We start from the raw sequence: 17,529 nt of genomic DNA, 5'->3' as shown, positions 1-17,529 counted from the left end.
AAATGAACTTAGAAAATTATCAGATAGAATCACACAATAGCGAGCTTTTACCTAAACATCAACGTAAGCTTGCTTTCATTAAAGAAGAAGTTGGCAATGCGGAAGGTATCATACAAAAGCTGATCGATTTCCAGATTGGTATTCCAAGCTGGGCTTTGGGTACAGGGGGAACACGTTTCGGACGTTTTTCTTCAGGCGGGGAGCCTCGTAACATTGAAGAGAAGATTGAAGATATTGGCTTATTGCATAAGTTAAATGCAGCAAGTGGTGCGATTTCTCTTCATATCCCATGGGATACCGCAGAAAACGTACCTGCTATAAAAGCATTGGTTGCGCAGCATGGTTTGGTATTTGATGCCATGAATTCAAATACTTTTCAGGATCAGGCTGGTTCGGCCCATAGCTATAAATTTGGCTCCCTACAGCATGTAAATAAAGCGGTAAGGAAGCAAGCTATTGAGCACAATATCGAAGTGATCCGTCAGGGTGTGGAGCTGGGTTCTAAAGCGTTAACCGTTTGGTTGGCGGATGGTTCTTGCTTCCCGGGACAATTGAATTTCAGAAAAGCTTTCCAAAATACACTGGAAAGTTTGCAAGAGATTTATGCTGCTTTGCCAGCGGATTGGAAGGTGTTTGTAGAATACAAAGCTTTCGAACCAAACTTCTATTCTACAACAGTAGGAGATTGGGGTCAGTCTTTATTGTATGCGAATAAACTAGGTCCCAAAGCCTTTACGCTGGTTGACCTTGGTCATCACCTACCAAACGCCAATATCGAGCAAATTGTCTCTCTATTGTTGATGGAAGGAAAGCTAGGCGGATTCCACTTCAATGATTCAAAATACGGAGATGATGATTTAACTGCGGGTAGCATGAAGCCTTATCAGTTGTTCTTGATCTTTAATGAACTGGTTGAAGGAATGGATGCACGTGGAATGAATCACAGGGAAGATTTGGCCTGGATGATTGACGCTTCGCATAATGTTAAAGATCCTCTTGAAGATCTTTTGCAGTCGGTAGAAGCAATTATGTTGGCTTATGCTCAGGCGTTATCTGTAGACCGTGTAGCTTTACAAAAGGCACAAGACGATAATGATGTGGCACGTGCGCAGGAAATCCTACAACAAGCGTTCCGTACGGATTTGCGTCCATTGGTAGCTGAAGCTCGTTTACGTGCAGGTGCCGCCCTGGCTCCACTAGAGTTGTTTAGAGCAAGTAATGTTAGACAAGAATTGATTAAAAGCCGTGGTTTAAAAACTGTAGCAACTGGACTATAATTAATGGGATTAAAAATGAAGGCCACTCCTGTAATAGCTGTATTTGATGTAGGTAAGACAAATAAGAAATTGTTCCTTTTTGATGAACAGTATAAAATTGTTTTCGAAAGATCGGCCAGGTTTTTGGAGACTGTAGATGAGGATGGTGATCCCTGCGAAAATCTGGAAAGCTTAAGGCTGTCTATTTTTGATTCGCTAAGGGAGGTGTTTAAAAACCCTGAGTTTGAGATAAAATCTATCAATTTTGCTACTTATGGGGCAAGCTTTGTATACATTGACGAGCATGGAAATCCATTGGCGCCATTATATAATTATTTGAAGGAATACCCAGAAGCGTTAAAAGACCAGTTTTACAATACTTATGGGGGTACTGAAGTGTTTTCTAATCTTACTGCATCTCCGGTTTTAGGGAGTCTAAACTCGGGGATGCAACTATACCGGATCAAGTATGAAAAGCCTGAGTTGTTTGCGAAGATTAAATATGCACTTCACTTGCCACAATATTTAAGTTACCTGATTTCTGGCGAAGCGTATTCTGACATTACCAGTATAGGCTGTCATACCAATTTGTGGGATTTTACGAAAAACGATTACCACGAATGGGTGCGAAAAGAGGGGATAGATGATAAGTTGGCGCCGATTGTTCCTTCGGATAGTGTGTTCCCTGCGGCTTTTCCGGGTAATAATTATGCGGTAGGTCCGGGTTTTCACGATAGTTCAGCCGCATTGGTGCCTTATTTGGTTAATTTTCATGAGCCTTTTATATTGCTGTCTACAGGTACCTGGTGTATCAGCTTAAATCCTTTCAATTCAACCCCGCTTACCGCAGAAGAATTGGAAAATGATTGCCTTTGTTATTTGCAGTATGAGGGAAAGCCGGTAAAAGCTTCGCGTCTTTTTGCGGGATATGAGCACGAGCAGCAGGTAAAACGTATTGCAGCTCATTTCGGTACTGATGTAATCGCTTATCGCTCAGTTCCATTTGATGCTAAAATCATCGAGGAATTGCAACGAAGGGATAAAGTAGCAGATCTTGAAGGACATCCGAGCACAGGGCTTAAAGAATCTCCATTTGGTAACCGTAATCTCAATGACTACGCTACGGATGTGATGGCTTACCATCAGTTGATCCTTGATTTGGTGAATCAGCAATACATTTCGACCAATAGAGTGCTGCAGGGCACAACAGTGAAACGCATATTTGTAGATGGTGGGTTTAGTAAGAATGCCATATTTATGAATTTGCTGGCTGCTGCTTTTCCAGATTTAGAAGTATTTGCGGCCTATATGGCACAAGCTACTGCTGTTGGAGCGGCCCTGGCCATCCATAAATCCTGGAATACAAAACCATTACCCAACGATATTGTTGAACTAAAATATTACGCAGGAGGAACCGTTTTACATTAAAATAGTTCTATCTTGACCTGATGAAGCCGGTGAAATTTTCTGATTATATCCAAGTTGATGAATATTCTTCAACACCAAAGTACTTACAGTTAACTAACTCTATTCTTAGTGCAATAGAATCCGGTAAGATTCAGAATGATTATCTGCTACCTTCCATTAACGAATTGAGTTATGAGCTGGATATTTCCAGGGATACGGCGGAAAAGGGGTATAAATACCTTAAAAAGATTGGTGTAGTAGGCTCTGTCCCAGGCAAGGGTTACTACATTATCAGTACAGATTTTAGACGGACACTTAAAATATTTCTGCTTTTCAATAAGCTTAGTTCTCATAAAAAGATCATTTACGATGCTTTTATAAAAGCACTGGGTGATCATGTAGCAGTAGATTTTTACATCTATAACAACGATTTTAATCTCTTTAAAAAACTGCTTTCTAATAAAAAGGAAGATTACTCTCATTATGTAATCATTCCTCATTTTATGGAGGGACATGATCATGTGCATGAGGTGATTAATCTGATCCCAAAAGAAAAACTGGTGATTCTGGATAAATTGGTTCCGGGCGTAAGTGGGGAGTATGCTGCGGTGTATGAAAACTTTGAGAACGACATTTATAACGCCTTAGACCAAGCCAGAGAACATTTAGGTAAATATCATACCATTAAGATTATTATGCCTAAGCGAAGCTATTATCCTGTTGAGATTCTGAAAGGATTTTATCGCTTTTGTCAGCAATATGCTTTTACTTCAAAAGTTGTTAACCAAATCCTTACAGAAGAGATTGCAGAGGGAGAAGTGTACATCAATTTGATGGAAGATGATCTGGTGATCCTGATCGAAAGGCTGATCAATATGAAATTGAAATTGGGCAAAGATGTAGGTGTGATCTCTTATAATGAGACACCATTAAAGAAGATCATTTTAGATGGGATAACAACGATCTCTACGGACTTTAGACAGATGGGGGAGATGACAGCTAAACTCATTCTGGAGAACTCCAAGGAGCATATGGAAGTTCCATTCCATTTAACGCTGCGAGCTTCGTTGTAGGGCATAAAAAAAGCTGAGCAGATATCTGCTCAGCTTTTTTTATAATAACTGATTAAATCAGTGTTTTATTTAGAATGCAAAACCGATACGAACACCAGTGATTACACTTGGGTTGATGTCAAAGTTGCTTCCAGCAGATTTAGTTTTAACAGTAGTTGTAACACCAGCCGCAGTTGTAGTGATCTCACCTTTACCTGCTTTTTCATAAGCAAAACCTAAACCAGCTTCAACACCTAAGAATAAACGTTTAGCGATATAGTAGTCAGCACCGATTACACCACGTAAACCGATTGATGTAGTACCTGGGTTTTTAACATCCATGCTAGTGTTGTCTGCGTAAACTAGTGTAGTACCAGCATATGTAGCGTTTTCAAGAACGTTTTTTGAAGATCCTGTTCCGAAAAGGATATCAGCACCTATGTATGGAGATAAACGATCAGTACCTGAAAAGTGTTTCTCAACACCTAAGTTGATAAGGATTTCAGTGTTTTTAACTTCTTCAGTACCTTTTTTACCTTCGTTTGTACCTGTTCCATAAGCGTTGTTGGTTTTGTTAGTGCTGCTAACGTTGAAACCTAAACGGAAAGCAAGGTCGTTTTTTTGGAAATAACGGAAACGCAATAAACCAGCGCCATCGTTTAAATTGAAGTTTGTGTTGTTGATACCACCTGTTAAACCAAATTCAGTAGTTACATCACCTTTTGCTGGTTTAAAGTCTTGTGCTTGAGCTGCTAAACCTAAAATAGCAACACCAAACGAAAGTAATAATTTTTTCATAAATGTGTTTGTTGTTAAATAATTGTTAATTGTAATATTTAAGGCTGCAAAAGTAGCCTTAATCCAATTAATAATGTCAAATCAATGTCATTACATGACATTGATTTTCTAACACATTGATTTGCTGAATAATGAATTTTTGGGGTTAAGATGCTATGGTAGCGGTGGTTCTACCTACTGCAATTTTTTTTATGGTCGTAATTATTGCATTGGTATCATAGCCACAAAGTGCCCATAATTCAGGTTGCTCACCATGCTCTATAAACTCATCAGGAATGCCCAATCTAATCACTTGGCTATTGTATTTGTGATCAGCCATAAACTCTAATACAGCACTGCCCATGCCACCTTGTATACAACCATCTTCGACAGTCACTACATGTTTATAGCGTTTAAACACGTCGTGCAGTATAACTTCGTCTAAAGGTTTTACAAAACGCATATCGTAATGCGCAGGGTGTATGCCTTCGCTGTTTAGTTCCTTACAGGCTTCGACAGCAAAATTGCCAACATGGCCAATCGTTAATATGGCTACATCTTCACCATCACAGATTTTTCTGCCTTTGCCCACTTCAATTGCTTTAAACGGACGTTTCCAATCAGGCATAACACCATTTCCCCTCGGGTAACGGATCGAGAAAGGACCTGCATTTTCCAGCTGGCCAGTATACATCAGGTTACGCAGCTCTTCTTCGTTCATTGGAGCTGCAACCGTCATATTAGGGATGCAACGCATATAAGCAAGATCATAAGCTCCGTGGTGTGTAGCTCCGTCTGATCCGGCAACACCAGCACGGTCTAAACAAAATACCACATTAAGGTTTTGAATGGCTACATCATGGATCACCTGATCATAAGCCCTCTGCATAAAACTGGAGTAGATGTTACAGAAAGGAACAAGCCCTTGTGTAGCTAGACCCGCAGAGAAGGTTACTGCATGTTGTTCGGCAATACCCACATCAAATGCGCGGTTTGGCATTGCCTTCATCATAATGTTCATTGATGAACCCGAAGGCATAGCAGGCGTAATACCAACAATATTTTTATTCGCCTCAGCAAGTTCTACCAAGGTATGTCCAAAAACATCCTGATATTTTGGTGGTTGAGGTTTATCAGATACAGATTTCTTAATCTCACCAGTGATTTTATCGAATAAGCCAGGCGCGTGCCATTTGGTTTGGTCTTTTTCGGCTAAAGCAAAGCCCTTGCCTTTTAAAGTAACAATATGTAAAAGCTTAGGGCCGGGAATATCTTTTAGATCTCTGATGACTTGCGCTAAACGTTGTACATCATGACCGTCGACCGGACCGAAATATCTGAAGTTTAGTGCTTCAAAGAAATTGCTTTGTTTAAGCAGGGTACCTTTTATGCTTTTTTCCATTTTCTTTACAAACTTGTGCGCATTTGGCCCAAGCTCGGAAAGTTTAATCAACACTTGCGAAATGTCATCCCTAAAGCGGTTATAAGATTTCGAAGTCGTAATGCTTGTTAAATATTCTTTTAAAGCGCCAACATTCTGGTCGATCGACATACAGTTATCGTTCAGAATTACCAGTAGGTTAGAGTTTTCAATACCTGCGTGATTTAATCCTTCAAAGGCAAGACCTGCGGTCATTGCACCATCGCCAATTACGGCAACATGCTGACGGTCTGTTTCGCCTTTGTAATGCGAAGCAACAGCCATACCTAATGCAGCAGAAATAGAGGTAGAAGAGTGGCCTACACCAAATGTATCGTATTCACTTTCACTGATTTTAGGAAAGCCACTGATTCCGTTAAGGATTCGGTTGGTATGAAATACAGACTTCCTTCCGGTCAATATTTTATGACCATAAGCTTGGTGACCAACATCCCAAACTAGCTTGTCATAAGGGGTGTTTAATACGTAGTGTAAAGCAACCGTTAGTTCCACAACACCAAGGCTTGATGAAAAATGTCCCCCATTTACACTCACCACATCAATGATATATTGACGAAGTTCCTGGGCTATTTGCTCTAAATCTTGTTCTTTATACCGCTTTAAATCAGCGGGATAATTTATGTTGGGTAAAAACGGACCGTTAATATCTTCCATGCAGGCTTTATAGAATAGAAAGTACAAAGTAAGGTATTTTGTTATTAAAGTAAGAAGGAAAATCGCTAATTTTACAAAAAAATACATTGATAAATGACTAGAGATACATTAATTTTTGATTTGATTGACAAAGAATTGACCCGTCAGGAAAATGGTTTGGAACTGATCGCGTCTGAAAACTTTGTGAGCAAACAAGTGATGGAGGCTGCAGGTTCTTGCTTAACTAATAAATATGCTGAAGGACTGCCAGGTAAAAGATATTATGGTGGATGCCAGGTGGTTGATAAAATCGAAACCTTAGCTATTGAACGTGCTAAAGAACTTTTTGGTGCGGAATGGGTAAACGTACAACCGCATTCAGGCGCACAAGCCAATGCTGCAGTAATGCTTGCTGTGATTCAACCGGGTGACAAAATCCTTGGTTTTGACCTTTCACATGGTGGACATTTAACACACGGATCTCCGGTTAACTTTTCAGGAAAATTGTATCACCCGTTATTTTATGGTGTGACAAAAGAAGATGGTAGGATCGATTATGCAAAGTTGGAAGAAGTAGCCCTTGCAGAACGGCCTAAATTAATTATCGTTGGTGCTTCTGCTTATTCCAGAGAATGGGATTATGCATTTGTACGTAGCGTAGCTGATAAAATTGGTGCATTATTAATGGCCGATATTTCTCATCCAGCAGGCTTAATTGCTCGTGGATTATTACAAAACCCACTTCCTCATTGTCATATCGTTACTACAACTACACATAAAACATTGCGTGGTCCTCGTGGTGGTATGATCATGATGGGTAAAGATTTTGAAAACCCATTCGGATTAAAAACACCTAAAGGAGAAACCAGAATGATGTCATCTGTATTAGATATGGCTGTTTTCCCAGGTACTCAGGGTGGTCCGTTAGAGCATATCATTGCAGCTAAAGCAATTGCTTTTGGCGAAGCTTTAAGTGATGAGTATTTAACTTATATCAAACAAGTACAAGCAAATGCACAGGCAATGGCCAAAGCCTTTGTGGCTAAAGGATACGGTATCATTTCTGGTGGTACAGATAACCATTTAATGCTGATCGATCTACGTAATAAAAACATCACTGGTAAGCTTGCTGAAAGTGCATTGGAAAAAGCAGAAATCACAGTAAATAAAAACATGGTTCCTTTTGATGATAAATCTCCATTTGTAACATCGGGAATTAGAGTTGGTACTGCTGCTATCACAACAAGAGGTTTTAAGGAAACTGAAATGGCGGAAATTGTTGACCTGATTGATCAGGTATTAACAAATGCAGAAGATGAAAGTAATTTAGCACAAGTAAAAGAAAAAGTGATAAATTTAGTAAGTCGTTTTCCGTTGTATAAATAACGGCTTTAAAAAGCTAAATGTTATCAAAAGACCAGCATTCATCAACTAGTGAAGATAATCGCGTTAGCGCGTTACATGGTTATAATATTCTGGATACCCCCTCGGAGTACCAGTTCGATAATATAGCTAAGTTAGCATCATTAGTATGCAACGCACCTATTGCATTAATTGCATTAGTTGATGAAAACAGGGTCTGGTTTAAATCTTCAATAGGTATTACTTTTAATGAGATTCCACGTGGAATCTCATTTTGTGAGTATACGATCATTAGCGAGAATAATGATGTTTTTGAAGTTTATGATGCCTTGGTGGATGACAGGTTTAAAAATCATCCCTCTGTAATAGACCCCCCATACGTAAGATCTTACGCCGGCGCGTCCTTAATAGACGAGAATGGCTTTAAATTGGGAACCGTTTGTGTTTTCGATACCGTGCCCCGGCAATTTACGAGCGCCCAGAAAGAAGGACTGCAAACCCTGGCTAAGGAAGTCATGACTCACATATCCTTACAGCGGAAAAGTGAGGAGCTTGCTGCCCATGCGCAGCGCTTTGAGGAATTACTCAATATTTCAGCGGTCTCTCCTGAAATACATTGCATTTTGGATAATGCAGGCAAAGTCTTGTTCGTTAACAAAGCCATTACCCATTTATTGGAGTATAGTGTTGAGGAAGCCACAGGTTTAAATATCTGGGGCTTTTGTCATAGGGAGGACCTCAGTAGGGTTGTAAATACGATCGAGGACGGACTCAGAAAAGGAATTAAACAATTCGAGATTGATTTTAGGATAGTCAGTAAAACCGGCATTGTCCGTTGGATAAGTTGGACAATGGTAGCCAAAAATGCACGATGGTACGCTTATGGAAGAGATATTACCGAAAATAAAAAAGTAGAGCATGAGCTGATGAAGCTCTCCTTTGTCGCTAGTAAGATTAACAATGCTGTAGTCATAAATGACGCCAATAATCATGTAACCTGGGTAAATGAAGCTTTCGAGAAAATTACCGGATTTAATCTGAATGACCTCAAAGGAAAACGTTTGGGTGATTTGATTTCGGGGCCAAAGACTGACATGGAGCTGTTGGAAAAGGCAAGGGAGCTGACTAGAAAAAATAAATCTTTTACTGTTGACCTGTTGGCTTACCGAAAAGATAAACAGCCAATATGGATCTCCATTTATAATACCGTTGTATTTAATGAAGAAGGAAAGGTAGAGATAGAAGTAGAAATCATTATTGATATTACGGATAAGAAAAATGCAGAAGAGGATTTGCAGGTATTATCCTTAGTTGCTAGTGAAACGAATACTGGTGTAAATATCTCTGATGCCAACTGCTACACGACATGGGTCAATCAATCTCTGGAACGATTAACGGGATATGCGAGCAGCGAACTTCTTGGATTTAGGCTTGGTGATGTACTTTGTGCCGAAAGTGACGTTGCGCAGCAACAGTTAATTAATGAAGCAAGAGAAAAAGCACAAAATAAGCAGCCCTATTCTATAGAAGTTCAGGCAAAGAAAAAGGATGGGACAATGGTTTGGCTTTCTGTGGCTACTACACCTGTTGTTGGTGATACAGGTAAACTCGAGCGGCAGATTGACCTGATCACAGACATTACCCAGCGTAAACAGGTAGAGCAGGAAATGGTAGACGCCAAAGAACAGGCGTTACAATTGAGTGAAGCTAAAGAAATGTTTCTATCTGTAATGAGTCATGAGATCAGAACTCCACTGAATGCGGTTATTGGAATGACGCATTTGTTGATGGATAATGACCCTAAGCCTTCGCAAATCGAAGATTTGAATATTCTGAAGTTTTCAGGAGAAAACTTGCTGAATATTATTAATGATATCCTTGATTTCACAAAAATAGAGACTGGGAATCTTCATTTGGAGTCAATGCCATTCTCTATGAAAGGGCTTACAACAGATATTGTCACTTCTTTAAGTATCAATGCCAATAAGCGGGGGAATGAGCTGGTGTTACTTTACGATGATGAAATCCCGAAGCTTGTGTCAGGAGACAAGACGCGGCTCTATCAGGTTTTGATGAATTTGTTGGGCAATGCCATTAAGTTTACAGATCACGGGAAAATCATTCTTCAGCTTAAACTCATAAGCAATGATGATGAGCGTATAGCTATTCACTTTGAGGTGAGTGATGATGGGATAGGCATACCGGAAGATAAGCTCAATTATATTTTTGAAGCGTTTACACAAGCTAAAACCGATATTTCAAGGAAATATGGCGGCACGGGATTGGGGCTGGCTATTACTAAAAAGCTATTGCAGTTGTATAAGTCCGAAATTGAGGTTAAAAGTATAGAAGGTGAAGGGACTTGCTTTTCTTTTACCTTAAACTTTTTAAAATCAACCCTGCTTGCAAATGGGGGAGAGTTGATTGCGCAACCCGAAGCATTTACTGGTAAAAGGATACTTATCGTAGACGATAATGAAATCAATCTATTAATCGCTAAAAGAATCCTTGGGAAATTTGGGGTGAATATTGATTTTGCATTAAGTGGCGAAGAGGCTATCCTTAAGGTTAAGGACGAGCGCTACGATTTGGTATTTATGGATATTAAAATGCCTGGGATGGACGGCTTTGAAACCACCCGAATTATTAGAAGTCAGCCTGATAGTTATTTTAAAATGGTTCCAATTATTGCTTTAACGGCCTCAACACTTCAGAACGAATACCGGAAGTTTAAAGAATCTGGAATGAACGGACATATTTTAAAACCATTCAAACCTGAAGAAGTCAGAGAACTGCTTTCCATTCATTTGTACCAATAAATTCTCATAAATAAAGCGGAATGGATTCTCTTTTTGGGGTAAAAGATAAAGGGCCGATAACTCAAAGAATGAGTTGATCGACCCTTAAATTAACGCTCTCACAACAAAGGTGGGAATTATTTTTGAATTGCCAAATATATTGGAAGTTTTTTTTGTCATAAAATTGTTTTTTCGTTGAAAGCAGTCTTCTTTGAGTAAAGAAGTCGTATTTCGGCGTATATGAACCTTATTTGGCAAACGCAATTGTGGCGATGCTGAGCTTGCTAATCTTGGCTTCGAACAAAACTATTCCGCAAGCTTCAAGTGTAGCACCAGTTGTAATGACATCATCTACCAGCAAGATGTGTTTGTCTCTAAGCACCGCTAAATCTGTAATTGAAAAGACTTCTTGCATGTTCTCAAATCGTTTGTATCTTCCTTTTTTAGTTTGAGTTGTGGTTGCTCTTGCACGCAGTAAACATCGGGCGTTTACCGGAACTTTTAACACTGATGAAATTCCTTGCGCTACGCATAAACTTTGGTTGTAGCCTCTTTGGTGTTCCCTACGTCGATGTAAAGGCACAGGGATGATCAAATCTACATTATCATAAGCAGGATTCATCAGAAGCTTTTGGGCAATCATAACACCAAGTTTTATCCCCAGATCTCTCCGACCACGGTATTTTAGATGATGGATGATGTTTTGTGTGCGGGCTCCCTTTTTAAAATAAAGCAAGGACATGACTGCATGACAAGGTAGGCGACCCCACAGCTGTCTCGCAGCCCCGTTATCTTTATGAAGATGGTGATCAGTATAGGGAAGGTGGTAAATACATTTAGTGCATAGCTGTTCCTCACCATGATATAAAGAGGTGCCACAGCCACAACATAGGTTGGGAAACAAGAGGGCAACGAGGTCGCCTAAAAAACGTTTAAACAGCATCATGCTGTCAATCTAATGTGTTTTAGGCTTACGCTGGTTAAAAGACGGGTTAATTTTGTCCTTTAACGGCCAATTGTCCGCAGGCTGCATCAATATCTTTACCGCGACTGCGTCTGATGTTTGTTGTGATACCTTGACTTTTCAGGTAGTTGGAAAACGCATCTATCTTATCTCCTTCAGCATTCAAGAAATCAGCAAACTGGATAGGATTGTACTCAATCAGGTTTACTTTACAAGGTACGTGCTTACAGAATTTCGCCAACTCCATTGCATCCTCAATTTCATCATTGAAATTATTGAAAACGATGTATTCGTAGGTTACAGGGTTTTTGGTCTTGGCAAAATAATATTTTAAGGACTCCGCAAGCGCCTTTAATGAATTGTGCTCGTTAATCGGCATAATCTCATTCCGCTTTTTGTCATTCGCCGCATGAAGTGATAGGGCTAGATTAAATTTAGCACCATCATCGGCAAGTTTTTTGATCATTTTAGAGATGCCGGCTGTAGAAACTGTAATGCGTTTGTATGACATGTTCAATCCGTCAGGAGCAGTAATACGCTCAATAGATTTCATCACATTGGCATAATTTAGCAGTGGTTCTCCCATACCCATGTAAACAATATTGGTAAGGGGAAGATTGTAGTTTTTCTTTGCTTGTTGATCTATAAGTACTACTTGGTCATAAATTTCGTCAGCGTTAAGATTTCGTTTACGATCCATATAGCCTGTAGCACAGAATTTACAGGTTAAACTACAGCCTACCTGGGAGCTCACACAAGCTGTCATGCGGTCTTCCATAGGAATCAAAACACCCTCTACAATATTTCCATCGTACAGTCTAAACGCGTTTTTGATCGTATGGTCGTTGCTGAACTGCGAGTTGTTTACCTCCACAACATTGATCGCATAATGCTCGTCCAACTTATTCCTAAGGTCTTTAGAAAGGTTACTCATTTCTGCAAATGAGCGTGCTGATTTTTCCCAAAGCCACTGGTAAACCTGTTTTGCTCTATAGGCAGGTTCCTTCATCGCAGTAAAGTGCTCTTGAAGTTGTTGTAGGTCTAATGAACGGATATCTATTTTCTTTGTAGTAGGCATTTAAATGCAAAGTTACCAAAAAAATGCAATACGGATTGTAATTGCGGGGTAAAGGTATAAAAGCCTAACGTTTAGGGCTTCTGGTTTTTGCAGCCGGAGTTCCAGATCTTCCATTACCTGGTTTAACTGGTCTTTTGCTTGGACCACCTGCTTTAAACCAATCGCTGCTAGCCGCTGCACCGCCTCTTGATTTGCTTGCAGGAACTTTACCAAAAGATTTGCCCTTTCCACCTGGAGCGCGTTCTTCTCTGGTTACAGAACCAGGTGCTTTTTTGCCAGGTCTTTTTCCTTTAGTTCTTCCAGGGGTAACATTTTCAGAAAAATCTTCTTCAGCTTGTGCCTTAGGCTTTTTACTCGCGCGTTTAGGAGCTGATGCAGCTTCTAATGCACTTGATTTTGCAACCAGATTAAAAATGTCAGTTTGCTCTTCAGGTGTAAGTTCTCTCCATTCGCCTACAGGAATACCCTTTAAGCTAACGTTCATAATTCTTACACGTTCTAGTTTTGTTACCTCAAATCCAAAATGCTCACACATTCTTCTGATTTGACGGTTTAGGCCCTGAACCAATGTAATTCTAAATACAAAAGTACTCTCTTGTTTTACCTTACATTTTTTTGTCATTACCCCCAATACCGGAACACCTTTAGCCATTCCAGAAATAAAAGATTCAGTAACTGGTTTGTTTACCGTAACGACATATTCCTTTTCGTGATTATTACCAGCTCTTAAAATTTTATTGACCAGGTCGCCATTATTCGTTAAGAAAATTAGTCCTTGTGAGTCCTTATCCAGGCGTCCGATAGGAAACACCCGATCGCTATGGTTCACATGGTCAATCATATTGCTTTTAACCCCAGCTTCAGTTGTGCTGGTTATTCCTACAGGTTTGTTATAAGCGATTAAAATAGTGCTGTCAACCTCTTTTGGTTCTATCGTCTGTCCGTTAACAGTGATGATGTCACCAAAATATACCTTATCACCTACCTTGGCTTTTCTGCCGTTGATATATACATTTCCTTGCTCAATATATCTGTCGGCCGCTCTTCTCGAGCATAAACCGCTTTCACTAATGTATTTATTTAACCGTGTGGTAGAGTCAGACATGGGTATGGGTATAAATTGAAATTATTTACAAAGAAATCAATTTATACCCATATAAACTATGAAAATATTTTTATGCTTTGAAATATGAATCTACATTTCGTCTGCACTTGGTCCGTAACTACCCGGAATAGGGATCTCCAATAGTCTTAAATACACACCTAGTTGTGCCCGGTGATGAACAGTCTGATTTAAGCTCATCCGGATTACATCGGCCTTAGGCTCGACACTATAGACCTGCTTTCCATTTCTTAAAGTCCAATCCCTGTCGAGGACCTCTTCATACTTTTCGATAAGGTGACTACGTCCATCCTGCAATGATTTTTCGAAATAAGCCAGCAACTCTTCTGTGGTATTTACGTTTTCCTGCTGATAAGGGTTGTCTGCAAAATCAAGCCCATCAGTCGTCAGCGCCATGGTAATCCAGGAAGGAAGTTCGGCAATATGGGTGGCCAGTCTTTTCACCGTCATGCTTTTAGGATGTGGCTGCCAGTCAAATTTATCAGTTGGTATCCTTTCCAGCATTTTGCGGGTGGTTACTGCGGCCTCGTCCATTTCTTTAAGGAACATTTTAATTCTACTCATCATATTATGTTTTTTAATGTTTGGATTAATAACACAAATTAAAGAAGTGGCAATGACAACCCTATGGCAGTCTGTTTTTTGAATTACAATTAAATTGATTTTACCGCCACTAATAGTCTACAGGAAGGAGTTTCATGTATTCGTTGAGTGACATGTGGGGAGTTTTTTTGAAAGGAGCGTCCAGTGACCTGATGCGAACGATCCTGGATGCCCTAAAATCACGGTACTCATTACGCAGATGACACCAGGCAATAAGGTGCCAGTTGTAGGCGTAAAATACGAGTCCGATCGCCTCAACTTCGCGCTTGCTGCTTTCTTTATTTAGGTTCTGATAATCGATCTCAATGATATACTTGCCGGAAATGGCGTTCTGCAGATCTGCCAGATGGTCGAATTCCTCAGGGAGCCATTCATGGTTCAATTGAAATTTGATGCTTTGACTAAGGAGTTCCAGTTTTTCTTTTTGAGTATGCTTTAATACAGCCTTTACCTTGTTAAGCGCCGAGGTATAATTGGTAAAGATAGATTTGTCTGCAAAACGTGATACCAATCGCTCCATGATCAGTAAGGCATTTGCTTCATCGGAAGAAAAAGAAACTGGCGGCAGGAAATATCCTTGAACAATATAATATCCCTTGGGTTGTTCGAAACTGATGGGCACACCCTGTTCTAGTAAGGCCTTGATATCGCGATAAACCGTTCTGGTGCTGATTTGAAATTGGTCTGCGATCTTATCCGCAGAAATATATTTCTTCGTTTGTAATAGTAGAAGTATGCCAAAAAGTCGGTCTATGCGGTTCATAAGTTATTCTCTCTACAAATATAATCGATCTCTATATAAAATTAATCGATGTCCTATTTTATTCATATTGTTTGAAGCCCCGGAGGCTATAGTGGTTTTTAGATGGAAAAATCTTTTATTTGCGTATGATTTCTCATATTTCAGCAACCTATGTTTATCCTGTAGTTGGCCCACCAATAAAAAATGGAGTACTTTCGATTGATTCGATAGGAACTATTAAAGGTGTCTACACCCCTGAGGAAGCCAAGGAAAAGCAATTAAATGATATTCAATATCATGATGGATTGTTGGTTCCAGGCTTTGTAAATACGCATTGCCATATTGAGTTGTCGAACCTTAAAGGCCAAATATCGAAGCACACAGGATTACCTGACTTTGTGAAGGCAGTGATTAAATTGAGAACTTCTGATGAATATGAGCTGAATCTGGCCATATTGAAAGCAGATATTGAGATGTACGAGAATGGGATTGTGGCCGTTGGCGATATCTGTAACCAACTCATCTCAAAAGCACTAAAAGTGAATACTCCGGTTTATTACCATACATTTTTAGAAATTATGGGCTTTAATCCTGATCTGGCTAAAGAGGCGATGAAAAGGGCAAAGCAGTTTAAAGATGACCTGAGCCCCTTGCCTGTTTCTATTGTACCCCATGCTCCTTATTCAGTATCTCCTGAATTATTTCGGGAACTGAATGCATATGCAGAATATCAGGACGGGCCTGTGACAATACATAATCAGGAAACTGCAGATGAAAATGCTTTTTTTGAGCAAAAGACCGGTGGTTTTTTGGCGCTTTTTAAGTTTTTAGGACAGGATATCAGCTTTTTTGAACCTTCGGGAAAAACATCGCTGCAGACCTATTTACCCCTGCTGTCACCGGATTTGAAAACTTTACTGGTACACAATACTTATACTTCAGCTGCAGATGTAGCTTATGCTACAAGTATTCATCCCAATTTGTATTGGTGTTTATGTCCAAACGCAAATTTATATATAGAAAATATGTTGCCGGATGTAAATATGATGCGGGCAGCAGGCTTAAGAATTACTTTGGGAACAGATAGTTTGGCCAGTAATGATAGTTTAAGCATTCTTTCGGAGATGAACTTGTTGCAGGAGCGATTTGATGTACCGACAGAAGAATTGCTAAAATGGGCTACCTTTAACGGAGCCGAATTTTTGGAAATCGATAGGCGTTTTGGGAGTTTTGAACTGGGTAAGCAGCCCGGGATAAATCTGGTTGAATTTACAGAAAAGAGTGGTAAAGTGATTTTAGGAGATATGGTAAAGCGACTATTTTAATGAAAGGTTATTAGCAATATGGCAAATAGAATTACTGAGCTATTTGGGATAAAATACCCGATTATCCAGGCTGGAATGGTATGGTGTAGTGGTTGGCGACTGGCCTCGGCGGTTGCTAATGCAGGTGGTTTGGGGATTATTGGAGCCGGGTCAATGTATCCGGATGTTTTACTGGATCATATTAGAAAGTGTAAAGCGGCCACCACAAAACCTTTTGCGGTAAATGTCCCTTTGCTTTATCCGAATGTGGAAAACGTGATGAAGATCATTGTTGATGAAGGGGTACGGATAGTGTTTACGTCGGCAGGTAATCCAGCCATTTGGACAAGTTTTTTAAAAGAAAAGGGTATTAAAGTTGTGCACGTTGTTGCTAATACCAAATTTGCGTTAAAAGCGGAAGCCTGTGGGGTTGATGCTATTGTTGCCGAAGGCTTTGAAGCTGGGGGGCACAATGGTAGAGAAGAAACCACCACAATGTGTTTGATTCCTATGGTTTGCGACGTGGTTAAAATACCGGTTATTGCTGCCGGTGGGATTGGAAGTGGTAGGGCAATGCTAGCAGCGATTGCTTTAGGCGCTGATGGGGTGCAAATAGGTTCGGCATTTGCTGTTGCTGAGGAATCTTCAGGACACCCTCAGTTTAAAGATAAAATCATACATGCTGCGGAAGGAGATACGAAATTGAGGATGAAAAAAGTTGTTCCTGTTCGTTTGCTTAAAAATGAGTTTGCGGATGTCATCGCCGAGGCGGAAGCCAGTGGTGCAGACAAGGATACGCTAATGAGAATTTTAGGTAGGGCACGCGCTAAATTAGGTATGTTTGAGGGCGATATAGAACAAGGAGAATTGGAAATAGGACAAGTGTCGGCAATGTTGAAAGAGATAAAGCCAGCAGCAGAGATACTAATGTCGATTTGGGACGAGTTTTTGAGGGAGAAAGAGCGGATTGCATCGATCAAATTATAAAA

14 protein-coding genes are annotated in these 17,529 nt (G+C 40.0%); 7 read left to right on the top strand and 7 right to left on the bottom strand.

The window, feature by feature from the left end:
- Window positions 1-2: 2 nt before the first annotated feature.
- From BLS35_RS03255 to BLS35_RS03245, 3 genes are read left to right on the top strand one after another with little or no spacing between them, the layout of a single operon-like run.
- Window positions 3-1,277: a sugar isomerase gene (locus BLS35_RS03255; RefSeq protein ID WP_090777751.1), complete on the top strand. Its 1,275-nt coding sequence runs from the start codon at window positions 3-5 to the stop codon at window positions 1,275-1,277.
- Between the two features lie 15 nt (window positions 1,278-1,292).
- A complete protein-coding gene (locus BLS35_RS03250) occupies window positions 1,293-2,684 on the top strand; it encodes an FGGY-family carbohydrate kinase (protein WP_090778161.1) in 1,392 nt (463 codons plus the stop codon).
- 20 nt (window positions 2,685-2,704) lie between these two features.
- A complete protein-coding gene (locus BLS35_RS03245) occupies window positions 2,705-3,736 on the top strand; it encodes a GntR family transcriptional regulator (RefSeq protein WP_090777749.1) in 1,032 nt (343 codons plus the stop codon).
- 69 nt (window positions 3,737-3,805) lie between these two features.
- On the opposite strand, the gene BLS35_RS03240 is transcribed toward BLS35_RS03245, so the two are convergent.
- Together BLS35_RS03240 and dxs are read right to left on the bottom strand one after the other, a co-directional pair.
- Window positions 3,806-4,513 carry a hypothetical protein gene (locus BLS35_RS03240; RefSeq protein WP_090777747.1) on the bottom strand — a complete coding sequence of 236 codons (708 nt, stop codon included), beginning with the start codon at window positions 4,511-4,513 and terminating at the stop codon, window positions 3,806-3,808.
- Between the two features lie 145 nt (window positions 4,514-4,658).
- Window positions 4,659-6,587 (bottom strand): 1-deoxy-D-xylulose-5-phosphate synthase, encoded by a 1,929-nt coding sequence (gene dxs / locus BLS35_RS03235; RefSeq protein WP_090777745.1) that lies wholly within the window; start codon window positions 6,585-6,587, stop codon window positions 4,659-4,661.
- Between the two features lie 93 nt (window positions 6,588-6,680).
- Between dxs and glyA the strand changes: the two genes are divergently transcribed.
- Both glyA and BLS35_RS03225 read left to right on the top strand, forming a co-directional pair.
- Window positions 6,681-7,952, top strand: a complete 1,272-nt coding sequence (gene glyA, locus BLS35_RS03230) for a serine hydroxymethyltransferase (RefSeq protein WP_090777743.1) — start codon at window positions 6,681-6,683, stop codon at window positions 7,950-7,952.
- 17 nt (window positions 7,953-7,969) lie between these two features.
- The gene (locus BLS35_RS03225) at window positions 7,970-10,747 is read left to right on the top strand and encodes a PAS domain S-box protein (RefSeq protein WP_090777740.1); all 2,778 of its coding nucleotides are present in this window, start codon (window positions 7,970-7,972) and stop codon (window positions 10,745-10,747) included.
- 226 nt (window positions 10,748-10,973) lie between these two features.
- Here BLS35_RS03225 and BLS35_RS03220 read toward each other — a convergent pair whose 3' ends face one another.
- From BLS35_RS03220 to BLS35_RS03200, 5 genes are all read right to left on the bottom strand, one after another.
- On the bottom strand, window positions 10,974-11,672 hold the full coding sequence (locus tag BLS35_RS03220) for a ComF family protein (RefSeq protein WP_090777738.1): 699 nt from the start codon (window positions 11,670-11,672) through the stop codon (window positions 10,974-10,976).
- 46 nt (window positions 11,673-11,718) lie between these two features.
- Complete coding sequence (gene rlmN / locus BLS35_RS03215; protein ID WP_090777736.1) at window positions 11,719-12,768, bottom strand: dual-specificity RNA methyltransferase RlmN; 1,050 nt, start codon at window positions 12,766-12,768, stop codon at window positions 11,719-11,721.
- 64 nt (window positions 12,769-12,832) lie between these two features.
- Window positions 12,833-13,873: a 23S rRNA pseudouridine(2604) synthase RluF gene (rluF, locus tag BLS35_RS03210; protein WP_090777734.1), complete on the bottom strand. Its 1,041-nt coding sequence runs from the start codon at window positions 13,871-13,873 to the stop codon at window positions 12,833-12,835.
- Between the two features lie 90 nt (window positions 13,874-13,963).
- Window positions 13,964-14,458 (bottom strand): DinB family protein, encoded by a 495-nt coding sequence (locus BLS35_RS03205; RefSeq protein ID WP_371328238.1) that lies wholly within the window; start codon window positions 14,456-14,458, stop codon window positions 13,964-13,966.
- Between the two features lie 106 nt (window positions 14,459-14,564).
- Window positions 14,565-15,257 carry a helix-turn-helix transcriptional regulator gene (locus BLS35_RS03200; protein WP_090777730.1) on the bottom strand — a complete coding sequence of 231 codons (693 nt, stop codon included), beginning with the start codon at window positions 15,255-15,257 and terminating at the stop codon, window positions 14,565-14,567.
- Between the two features lie 125 nt (window positions 15,258-15,382).
- On the opposite strand from BLS35_RS03200, the gene BLS35_RS03195 reads away from it, so the two are divergent.
- The gene (locus BLS35_RS03195) at window positions 15,383-16,561 is read left to right on the top strand and encodes an amidohydrolase family protein (protein ID WP_090777728.1); all 1,179 of its coding nucleotides are present in this window, start codon (window positions 15,383-15,385) and stop codon (window positions 16,559-16,561) included.
- 18 nt (window positions 16,562-16,579) lie between these two features.
- Window positions 16,580-17,527, top strand: a complete 948-nt coding sequence (locus BLS35_RS03190) for an NAD(P)H-dependent flavin oxidoreductase (protein WP_090777726.1) — start codon at window positions 16,580-16,582, stop codon at window positions 17,525-17,527.
- Window positions 17,528-17,529: the final 2 nt, after the last annotated feature.

The organism is Pedobacter sp. ok626, assembly GCF_900100435.1.
In the GTDB taxonomy this organism is placed as follows: Bacteria; Bacteroidota; Bacteroidia; order Sphingobacteriales; family Sphingobacteriaceae; genus Pedobacter.
This window is presented reverse-complemented; position numbering and strand designations above follow the sequence as displayed.